This window comes from Variovorax sp. P1_H12_2 (assembly GCF_056405335.1).
Genome location: NZ_JBFUCI010000667.1, coordinates 1 through 1941 on the forward strand (window position 1 = coordinate 1; position 1941 = coordinate 1941).

The 1941-nt window shown below is 68.4% G+C and carries 3 protein-coding genes; 2 read left to right on the plus strand and 1 reads right to left on the minus strand.

Annotated features, from left to right (window positions below):
* Both AC1D2K_RS33965 and AC1D2K_RS33970 read left to right on the plus strand, forming a co-directional pair.
* Positions 1 to 664: TatD family hydrolase (locus tag AC1D2K_RS33965; protein ID WP_478094742.1), on the plus strand; the 664-nt coding region annotated here is incomplete at its 5' end.
* Between the two features lie 124 nt (positions 665 to 788).
* Complete coding sequence (locus AC1D2K_RS33970; RefSeq protein ID WP_478094744.1) at positions 789 to 1136, plus strand: hypothetical protein; 348 nt, start codon at positions 789 to 791, stop codon at positions 1134 to 1136.
* 46 nt (positions 1137 to 1182) lie between these two features.
* Here the strand turns inward: AC1D2K_RS33970 and AC1D2K_RS33975 are convergent.
* The coding region (locus AC1D2K_RS33975) for a mechanosensitive ion channel family protein (RefSeq protein WP_478094746.1) at positions 1183 to 1941 on the minus strand (759 nt) is incomplete at its 5' end.

The following is a 1941-nucleotide window of genomic DNA, read 5'->3' on the forward strand; positions in this document are numbered from 1 at the left end:
GTGCACCGGCGAAGCGCGCGACGAGGATCTGGGGCTGCTCGACGAGGAACTCGGCCGCCGGCGCGACGACCCGCGGCTGGTGGCGGTGGGCGAAATCGGCCTCGACTATTTCGTCGCCGGCCTGGACCCCGCGAAGCAGGAGCGCTTCTTTCACAGTCAGTTGCAACTGGCGCGCAAGCACGGGCTGMCGGTCATCATCCATGTGCGCCGCTCGGTGGACAAGGTGCTGATGCACCTGCGCCAGGTGGCACCGGGCCAGGGCTGGCAGGGCATCGCGCATGCCTTCAACGGCAGCGAGCAGCAGGCGCAGGCCTGCATCGACCTGGGCCTGAAGCTGGGCTTCGGCGGCGCCGTGACCTTCGAGCGCGCCCTGCAGCTGCGCCGGCTCGCTGCCATGCTGCCGCTGGATGCGATCGTGATGGAAACCGACGCGCCGGACATCCAGCCCCACTGGCTCTATCGCACGCAGGCGCAGCGGGAGGCGGGCCAGCCGCAGGGGCGCAACGAGCCCGGCGAGCTGCCGCGCATCGCCGAGGTCGTGGCGGGCCTGCGCGGGATGGAGCGCTCGGCGCTGGCCGAAGCGACCACGCGCAACGCCGCCGCGGCCCTGCCACGTCTGGCTTCGCTGATCGGCCTGTCGGCCGACAGCCCGCGCCCGGCGTAGGCGAAGCACCCGACTTGGGGCCGTTGGGGTGCGGCAGGGGATATTGGTGTCATCCTGCGAACTCGTGCAGTCGTTGCATCAGAGTGGCAAACCGTCACTCCAACTCATACAAGGAGCCCATCCAATGAGCAAATCCATCGTTCGCACCCTGCCTGCCGCAGTGGCCCTGGCCTTCGCCTGCATCGGCGTGTCGGCAACCGCGCAAACCACGGCGCCCAGCACCACCCAGAAGGTGGAGAACGCCGGCGAGAAGGCATGGGATGCCACCAAGAGCGGCACCGAGAAGGCCTGGGATTCGACCAAGAGCGGCACCAAGAAGGCCGTGACGGCCACCGAGAAGGGCGCCAAGGCGACCGGGAAGGCGATCGACAACGTGGCCACCGACGCCGCTGACGGCACTCGCAAGGTCGGCAACAAGATCGGCGAGAAGGTTCCGGGCACCGAGCAGCACGAAGCCGCCAAGAAGCCCTGACTGGCCCCAAGGCCCCAATGAAAAACCCGCCGTCGGCGGGTTTTTTTCAGGCGGTCGGCGGCGGTGCGACGGACCGGTGCACCAGCGGGGTCTCGGGCGTCGGATAGCCGGCGGCGCCGAAAGTGCGGACGATCGCCTTGTGGGTGTCGAAGTAGACCTGCCAGTAGTGGTCGGTGTGGGTGTACGGACGCACCGCGAGCAGGGGCCCCTCGGGCGTGAACTGCAGGATCTCGACGTCCGGCGGCTGCTCGGCCGAGACGTTGGCGATCTGGCTCACCGCGGCCTTGAGCAGCGCGATGGCCTGGTTCACGTCGACCCCGTTGGCGATCTTCGCGGTGACGTCGACCCGGCGAAAGGGCAACTGGCTGAAGTTCTGGATCGGATCCGACAGCACCTTGTTGTTGCCCACCGTCGTGACGACGTTGTCGGGCGTGATCAGCGTGGTGCCGAACAGGCCCAGCTCCTTGACCGTGCCGTTGATGCCGCCGCCGACGGTGACGTAGTCGCCGACCCGGTACGGGCGCAGCACCTGCAGGAACACGCCGGCCGCAAAATGCGTGAGCAGTCCGCCCCAGGCCGTGCCGATCGCCAGTCCGGCGCCGGCCAGCAGCACCGCGAAGGAGGTGGTGCGGACGCCGAACATGTCGAGGATCGCGAGGATCAGGACGATGTTGAGCAGCACGCCGAGGATCGAGACCAGGTAGTGATTCAAGGTCGGGTCCATGCTCTTGCCGCGTTCGAGGGCCTTGGCCACCAGGCGCTGCGCCAGGCCGATCAGCCAGCGGCCGATGGCCCAGGCGATCAG